Source organism: Vibrio sp. Evd11 (assembly GCF_900382755.1).
Classification (GTDB): Bacteria; Pseudomonadota; Gammaproteobacteria; order Enterobacterales; family Vibrionaceae; genus Vibrio; species Vibrio lentus.
In genome coordinates this window covers 26,030-34,734 of the sequence record NZ_OSDX01000046.1, presented here as the reverse complement: position 1 = coordinate 34,734, position 8,705 = coordinate 26,030, and the positions used below count along the sequence as shown (strand labels likewise).

Sequence of the window (8,705 nt, the reverse complement as noted above, 5' to 3'; positions counted from 1 at the left end):
ACAGCTCTGGAGGATCGTTCAACCGATCACTTTAGTCCTAACTGATCGGCATTACTCCCAAGGGAGCCATTTTTTATCGAATCAATTTTTTACTTCATCAGCATCATAGTAATAACGAATACCACTATTCTGGTGCTTGCTCAGCGGCTTGTTGCAACGTGTAAGCAGTCGATGGGTCAATCTCGTTAACCAACTTCTCAACTTGAATGATCGCGTCAACCGAGGTGCTGCTTTTACGGTAGCTGAGATAAATAGGGCGATACCAATCTTCAACACCTTTCACCTTATGAAGCTGACCTGAATCGATAAAAGGCTCAACCATAGAAACAGGTAAATACGCACTGCCACCTTTCTCTAAGATAAAATCTAAAGCGATACGAGCCGTTGAGGTACGTAGATACGGCGCGGGCACTTTTGGGTGACGCTCGGCATGTTCAGAACCAAAACGCGTTCCCCAATCGACATAAACGTATTTATGTTGGAATACAGATTCCAGATCATCTTGTTGCGTTGATACCAACACCAAAACCAAGTCAGCGACTTTTTTACAGTTCAGCTCTTCCGCTTTGATCTGATCGAACGCAAAAGCCATATCTAAGGTTCGTTCTAACAAATTACGGTTCAGTTGCTCGCGCCCCATCACCTCTGCCATAAAACCATAACCACCGAAAGAATCGGTCACTACGCTCAAACAGTTTTGCAGATACGCATCCCAAATATTCGGTGTGCCACCCAGTGTTAACTGCAGGGCTTTGCCACTTTCCAACGACAGCTCAAATTTGGCCTGTTGTAACGTCGACACCATCACTTCAGCATAACCAATCAAACGTTCACCGGAAGAGGTGAGCTTGATGTTATTGCGGTCACGAATGAAGAGCTGAGTATCAAAATAGCCTTCAAGCTGTTTGATTCGCGCACTCACCGCCGCTTGTGTTAAATACAAGTTTTCAGCTGCACGCCCAAAATGGCGCACCCTTGCAACCTCAAGAAAGGTTCTAAATACTTTCACATCCATCAAATACATCTCTGTAATAAATCTGCTAACTAGCCGATCTAGGATTGTTTATCGTAAAGGCAAAAACGTTTTGTTTCCTATTTTAGCCTTTTAACAATATTTTCGCGTGAGCAATAAACACTAATTTCTATCTAACCACATTACTGAGGCTGATATGTCTGAGACCGAATTCCGACACGGAAAAAAACGTTTTTATGACACCATTAAATTCCCACGAGGGTTCGCTAAGTCAGGTAATTTTACTCTGTCAGAAGAGGAAATCCTAACCTTGTTTGGTGACACTATGCTTGCACTTGAGACTGGTGAACTAACACCAACCAATGCTGAAGAAAGGCACTTCATCAAAGTATTGGCTCATCCTCACAAGGCGAAATCCAAGTTAGACCGTGTTTGGTTAAAATACATTCAACTGGCTCGTGGACGTCGTCGCTTTCATACCCTAAACGGCTGCAAACGCGGTGAAGTGCCTACGGAAGAATACGAAAGAGAGTTAGTGTTAGAAGATTAGTAAAACTGCTCAAAGTGATACCTCATCACTTTGGGCTTTTTTTGTTCATAACAGGTTAGCGGCAACTTAAAACAAACACGCATCTTCTTCGTAATTAGTAAGTTTAGTCAACCTATCCAGTTTTACCAATATTTATTGATAATTCATAGTGATAGCTTTGAATAACCACTATTCTTAAATATACCGATGTTAATTCATGCCTATCGGTGAAACTTCCTCACTTTTTCTCTTCTTTTTTGCACGGCAGTACCACATAACCACCACTCTTTGATCATATGTTCATTGCACTCCTGACTATCCAACAAACCAACAAACCAACAAACCAACAAAGCAACAAAGCAACAAAGCTTGTTGATCTTTCAGACCCTGAATCAAATCCACCTGATGATATATGACAAACGTATTAATCTTGTTTAACGCTACCAAATATCCATACAATAATTGTGCAATTTTGAGAGTTCTAATCACAGATACGACGAAAAAAGTAAAAACTTGACCTAAAACAATAGCGGAATACGATAACTTATTTTATAATGCGAATTAATGTTTCAGAACACTATAAAATTTAATTTCTAGGGGCAAAATCAATGAGACTTATTCCATTAAGCAACAAAGCAAAAGTAGGTAAATGGGCTGCTCGTCATATCGCAGATTCGATCAACAAATTCGCTCCAACTGCTGAGCGTCCATTTGTACTAGGTCTTCCTACTGGTAGCACACCTCTAACTACTTACGCTGAGCTAATTGAACTTTACAAAGCTGGCGAAGTAAGCTTCAAGCACGTTGTAACATTCAACATGGATGAGTACGTTGGTATCGACCCTAACCACCCAGAGTCTTACCGCACATTCATGCATGAGAACTTCTTCAACCACGTTGATATTCAAGCAGAAAACATCAACCTGCTAGACGGCAAAGCTGAAGACATCGATGCTCACTGTGCAGCATACGAAGAGAAAATCCGTTCATACGGCAAAATCAACCTGTTCATGGGCGGCGTAGGCATCGACGGTCACATCGCATTCAACGAGCCAGGTTCTTCTCTATCTTCACGCACTCGTATCAAAACGTTGACTGAAGACACTCGTATCGCGAACTCTCGTTTCTTCGATGGCGACATCAACCAAGTTCCTAAATACGCACTAACTATCGGTGTTGCTACTCTTCTAGATTCTGAAGAAGTAATGATCCTTTCTCTAGGCCATAACAAAGCGCAAGCGCTTCAAATGGCTATCGAAGGTTCTGTAAACCACATGTGGACTGTTACAGCTCTACAGATGCACCGTAAAGCTATCATCGTTGCTGATGAGCCAGCTCAACAAGAGCTAAAAGTTAAGACTCTACGCTACTTCCAAGAGCTAGAAGCTGAAAACATCCAAGACCTATAATCCCCATAGTCTTGAATAGAAAAAGCCACTGAATGTGGCTTTTTTTGTGCCTGCTACTTTTGTGTTTAATGGGAAGAGAGGTTTCGGGTATTTTTTATAGGCACAAAAACAACAAAGCGATTTCTCCAACGAGAGAAACCGCCATCATTTTAAACTTTGTATTGATACGAACGAACAGCTACAAGATATGTAGGATGCGAAACAAGTAAAGTAGGGCTGCAAACTAGAGCTAAGAGCTCAGCGCGTTATCTCGGCATAAGGTCGTAATAATGTCAGTGATAGCCAATATGATCGTCGACTTCACCTTTTGATTATGTCGCCCCAAGAACATTTCAAGCATTGGGCCAGTCATAGTTCCCACCATATCCGCATCATATTCGATCGGCATAATACGCTGAATCGCGTGCACCTTGTTGAGCTCAAATATCACATCAACTTCTGTAAAGCTGGTGTCTTCGCCCTGTATTTTCGCCCACTCTTTCAAGGTAACGAAAACCTCTAGATCGTCGTAGAGTTCTTTACTGATCACACCAAGCCCAAGTAGCAACTTAGCGCGAATCATGATCTCGCCTAACGGCCCACCACTGTTGAGAAGTGGTTCTACAACGAACTTAATGGCCGTGTCGTCTTTCTTAAAGATGTTTTTTAATACGGCATCTACTGTGTCATCCAATGCATCGTAAGCAGCCATTAGGCAGGCGCTAGCACTCTCAGCTTCCGAAAGGGCTTCGAGTAATTCAGTTTCATGGCTAGTTTGTATTGGCATAACGGCTCGACAATAAGAAAGTGCCACTGGTGTGGCACTTTGATGGTTTATCATTTCAATGCTAGATAAGCTTCTTCCGCTAGTTTAACAACTTCTGAGTCACTATTCAGCTCAGAATAATGCGCTAATGTCTCAGCAAAACCTTTTTCTGCGAACATTGCCTGAAGTTCAACCGCTTGAGGGTCATCTTCATTTTTGTAATGGAACGCAGCTGCGATCGCTTTTACTAGATGAGCATTTGGTAGCCCGTATTCTAGCGTACCGTTCAATGGCTTGACTAGGCGATCTTGAGGGCTCAGCTTACGAATAGGTTGACGACCAACACGATCCACTTCATCACGTAGGAACGGGTTAGCAAAACGACCAAGAATTTTTTGGATGTATGCCGCGTGCGCTTCTGGATCAAAGCCGTAACGCTTAATGAGAACAGCGCCACTTTCTTCCATCGTTGCTGTTACTTCAGCACGGATTACGTCGTCTTCGATAGAGTCTTTAATTGTCTCGTGACCAGCAAGTACACCAAGGTATGCCGTTACCAAGTGACCCGTGTTTAGCGTGAACAATTTACGCTCAACGAAAGCCATTAGGTTATCAGTGCATTCCATTCCTGGGATGTTTGGAATCTCACCCTTAAATTGTGTTTGGTCTACGATCCACTCGCTGAACGTTTCAACCGTTACCGCTAGAGGGTCTGTTTCACCTGCTTCTGCCGGTGGAACAATACGGTCAACCGCTGAATCAACAAAACCAATGTGCTCTTCAGTGAACGCCTTCATTTCATCAGAAAGGTGCTCTAAAACTGCTGCTTTTAATTGGCTAGTACCACGAACCATGTTCTCAGCCGCAATGATGTTCATTGGTGCCGTGTTGTTTGCTGCAGCACGCTTTTCAATGCCTTGAGCAATAGACTTAGAGATGATTTTTAGAACTGTAGGTCCTACCGCTGTTGTCACAATATCAGACTCAGCAATGCAATCTACTACAGCACCTGTTGCTGAATTTACCGCTGTCACATTCTTAACAACTTCAACAACACACTCTTCGCCAACAATCTTAACTGGGTATTCTTGACGTTCAATTAACGCATTTACAACCGTTTCATTTACGTCAGCAAACGTAACCTTCATACCAGCGTCAGAAAGAAGCTTACCAATGAAACCACGACCGATATTACCTGCACCAAAATGTAACGCTTTCATAATTTTGACCTTATAAATATTTAAATCTAGATAGCTAACCACTCAACAACATGCCTTGACGATGTACCCTAGGCATCAAGCAGTAAGCTATTCAGACTGAATCTTCTTAGAGGAGATTAGACCGAAAATGAGGCCAGTAGGGGGATACCGGCCTCCTTCACTCAGGAGCTTGACTAGAGCTTGTTAGTTTCCGTTGAGAATACGTAGAACATCAGCAGGGTTTGTTGTGTTCTGTAGGCATTCCACAGCTTCTTCATCGTCGAGTGAATTGGTAATAGCCATCAGCACCATGTTGTGCTCATCGCCTTGTGCGGCAATACCGATAACCATCTTAGCGATATCATCTTCATCTTCGCCCCACTGAATCCCTTCAGGGTACTGACAGAAAACGATGCCAGTTTTTTGTACGTATTTTTTCGCTTCGATTGTGCCGTGTGGTACTGCGATAGACTCACCTAGGTAAGTAGAGACAAGCTCTTCACGAGCAAACATGCCTTCTACATATTCTGGTGATACGTTGCCCAATTTGACCAGTTTCTCACCAGCGAACCTGATAGCGTCTTCTTTTTGAGTCGCTTTAAGGCCAAGGAAGATGCTGTCGTCAGTCAGTGCAAGCTTGTTGCCTTCTTGTGTTGGAGCTGCTGCAGGAGCCGGAGCTTCTACTTTCGCTTCACCACTTTGATCATTCGTAGCCTGAGCTTCTGTTAGCTCTGCAACTAGCTGGTCGTAGACACCGCCGTCTAAGAAGTTGCTTAGAGACATATGCATCGCACCTGGCACAGTGCTACGAGCACGGTCTGTTAGGTCTTTATGCGTAATAACGATTTGCGAATCAGCCGGTAGGTTGTTGATTGCGTAGTTGGTTACCTCAATATCTAGGCCTGCTGCTACTACCTTTTTACGAAGTAGACCAGCACCCATTGCACTCGAACCCATACCTGCATCACAAGCCACATAGACAGCTTTCACATCCGCTAGGTTTACACCAGCTTCTGATGCTGCACCTTTAGAAGACGCTTTCATGTCTTTCATTTGAGCCGATGCTTTTTCTAGTGAATCTTCGTCATCACCTTGAGCTGAAGTCTTAAGTAGGATTGAAGCTACGATGAAAGACACAGCCGTTGCAGCGATTACAGAAAGTACAACACCGATGTAAGAGCCTTTTGGCGTCATCAACAAGATAGCGAAGATAGAACCTGGTGATGCTGGAGAGATAAGGCCAGAATCGAACACTACGTTAGTGAATACACCCGCCATACCACCCGCGATTACAGCAAGGATTAGACGTGGATTCATTAGAACGTAAGGGAAGTAAATTTCGTGGATACCACCTAGGAAGTGGATGATAGATGCACCAGCAGCAGACTGCTTCGCGCTACCTTTACCAAACACCATGTAAGCAAGTAGAAGACCAAGACCTGGACCTGGGTTCGCTTCGATTAGGAAGAAGATTGAGCGACCAATTTCTTCAGATTGCTGGATACCTAGTGGAGAGAAGATACCGTGGTTGATTGCGTTATTTAGGAATAGGATTTTCGCAGGTTCAACAAAGATAGAGGCAAGAGGTAATGCACCCGCTTCAACCATTACGTTAACGCCAGCCGCTAAACCAGAAGACAGAACTTTAACCGCAGGACCAATCACGATGAACGCGATGATCGCGCAGATCATGCCGATGATACCTGCAGAGAAGTTGTTCACTAGCATTTCGAAACCACTCTTCACTTTACCGTGAACAGCTTCATCGAATTTCTTAATTGCGATACCACCCAGTGGACCAACAATCATTGCACCCATGAACATTGGGATATCAGTACCAACGATAACACCCATCGTTGTGATAGCACCCACTACGGCACCGCGGTCGCCACCAACCATTTTACCACCGGTATAACCGATCAATAGTGGTAATAGGTATGTGATCATTGGACCAACCATTGATGCTAACGTTTCGTTAGGCCACCAACCCGTTGGAATGAATAGTGCAGTAATGAAACCCCACGCAATGAATGCGCCGATGTTTGGCATTACCATATTGGATAAGAAACGACCAAAGTTTTGAACCTTAATCTTTGCTTCTGGTGATAACATAGGTAGAACCCCGTAATGTATTGGTTGGTCAAATGACCGAAAGTGTGTACTCAAAAGTCGATTAAAATGTATCACAACATTTTTAAAATGCACCTCAGCCCAACTTTCGTGATAACCATCACACGCAAAAAACACTTTCGGGTTAACGAGTACACCTTAGATCACAAAAACATCATGAATTTAAATTACAAAGCCAAATTAATGAGAATAGATATCATTAATGCAAGATCTAGATCACATTTTATTTTGTAATACTTAAAAATAAATAGTGACATAAATCACACTTAATAAAATATAGCATCTGAGATCTATATAACCCGTATAAAAGAACATCGTGTCACGAATAATAAATATGCACCAAGATGGGTAAAAATCCTAAAACTGTAATTTAATTACAAATTAGGCGACATTTTGCTTAACATTCAAAATGAGAGCGAATACTCACTAAAAACATGGACCAGTGAACTGCAGTTAGTATCAACAGTTGTGTTATTGTATTTCCCTATTCTATACAACAGCCCCTCAACATTAATCAGCAGTTCTACTGCTAATTGAGAAACAGACTATGCCAGACAAGATTTCCACATCAGCACTAGCCAAACAAAAAGGGATAGAAGCAAAGGCTCTATTCAGTGATTTGAAAACAGCTGGCTATATCGTGCGTTCACAGGAGCGTTGGGTACTCACAGAACGAGGCGAAAGCTTTGGTGGGGAGTATGTCGAACACAAGAAGTTTGGTGTCTTTATTGTCTGGCCAGAAAAACTACTCATCGACCTAGATTCTTTCTCTGGAAAAACGCTAACGGCAACTCAACTAGGCAGTGCCTTTCAACTTAGCGCAAAAAAAATTAACCTGTTGCTCAGCGAGCTTGGTTGGATAACACGTGAAGAAGATGGTTGGCATGTCACCTCAACAGGCTTAAAAGCAGGCGGTGAGCAAAGGGAAGATAAAGCGACTCAAAACCTATTTGTGGTATGGCACGATTCGTTAGTTCGCAATAAACGTTTGAAGCAATCTGTTGTCGAATTTCTAGGGCATGATGCTGAAAGCCACTCTACCGATGTCTCGTTTTCTAGCTTTCGTCAGAAATTTGAGGCGAAACACCGAACCTTAGACGGACATTATGTGCGTTCAAAGGGAGAGCTGATCATCGATAACTGGCTTTATATGGCGGGAGTGGTTCATGCCTATGAACGTCCGCTCCCGATATCAAAAGAAGTAATGAGCGATTTCTACCTGCCAAGCGGCAAGGTATACATTCAGTTCTGGGGAACAGATTCAGGCCCTATAGAAGAAGACAAACGAAATGCGACCAAGAAAGTTTACCAAGAGCACGGTTTTAGCTTGATTGAACTTAACCCTGAAGATATCCCAAACCTCGACAGTGTACTTCCCTCTTTATTACGCCAATATGGAATCAAAGCGTACTAACTGGCTGATTTTCGAAAACCAACACACATCCAGATCACACTAATCAAATCATTATGGACATTATTAACCATAGTGATTTGATGTGTTCGCTATTTTTCCCAAGCCAATCTTCTATTATCTTACACCCATCAACTTGAGCTACCGCAGATACTCGATTTATTGGGGCATGTTCGATAGCCATTTAAGCGTTCAGCCTTTTAGAGGCTGACTGTTCTAGAAACGACTTCTATAGAGATATAGCCTAAATGCGTTATCCGTTTATTGTTGACGTTACCGAACATAAAACCCTACAACATTTATATTGAT

At 42.8% G+C, this 8,705-nt stretch carries 7 protein-coding genes; 3 read left to right on the top strand and 4 right to left on the bottom strand.

The window, feature by feature from the left end:
- Positions 1-124 precede the first annotated feature (124 nt).
- A complete protein-coding gene (locus ED652_RS17360; protein ID WP_029223593.1) occupies positions 125-1,015 on the bottom strand; it encodes a LysR family transcriptional regulator in 891 nt (296 codons plus the stop codon).
- Between the two features lie 154 nt (positions 1,016-1,169).
- Between ED652_RS17360 and ED652_RS17355 the strand changes: the two genes are divergently transcribed.
- Positions 1,170-1,523: a DUF413 domain-containing protein gene (locus ED652_RS17355; RefSeq protein WP_122055611.1), complete on the top strand. Its 354-nt coding sequence runs from the start codon at positions 1,170-1,172 to the stop codon at positions 1,521-1,523.
- Positions 1,524-2,110: 587 nt separating this feature from the next.
- Positions 2,111-2,911, top strand: coding sequence for a glucosamine-6-phosphate deaminase (nagB, locus tag ED652_RS17350; protein ID WP_009846106.1), 801 nt, complete (start codon positions 2,111-2,113; stop codon positions 2,909-2,911).
- Between the two features lie 229 nt (positions 2,912-3,140).
- Here nagB and ED652_RS17345 read toward each other — a convergent pair whose 3' ends face one another.
- The 3 genes from ED652_RS17345 to ED652_RS17335 form a co-directional block, all read right to left on the bottom strand.
- Positions 3,141-3,677 carry an MltR family transcriptional regulator gene (locus ED652_RS17345; RefSeq protein WP_216821913.1) on the bottom strand — a complete coding sequence of 179 codons (537 nt, stop codon included), beginning with the start codon at positions 3,675-3,677 and terminating at the stop codon, positions 3,141-3,143.
- Between the two features lie 50 nt (positions 3,678-3,727).
- Positions 3,728-4,876 carry a mannitol-1-phosphate 5-dehydrogenase gene (locus ED652_RS17340; protein WP_017111334.1) on the bottom strand — a complete coding sequence of 383 codons (1,149 nt, stop codon included), beginning with the start codon at positions 4,874-4,876 and terminating at the stop codon, positions 3,728-3,730.
- Positions 4,877-5,059: 183 nt separating this feature from the next.
- The gene (locus ED652_RS17335) at positions 5,060-6,967 is read right to left on the bottom strand and encodes a PTS mannitol transporter subunit IICBA (protein WP_122055609.1); all 1,908 of its coding nucleotides are present in this window, start codon (positions 6,965-6,967) and stop codon (positions 5,060-5,062) included.
- Positions 6,968-7,532: 565 nt separating this feature from the next.
- On the opposite strand from ED652_RS17335, the gene ED652_RS17330 reads away from it, so the two are divergent.
- Positions 7,533-8,399: a hypothetical protein gene (locus ED652_RS17330; RefSeq protein ID WP_009846100.1), complete on the top strand. Its 867-nt coding sequence runs from the start codon at positions 7,533-7,535 to the stop codon at positions 8,397-8,399.
- The last annotated feature ends 306 nt before the right edge of the window (positions 8,400-8,705 follow it).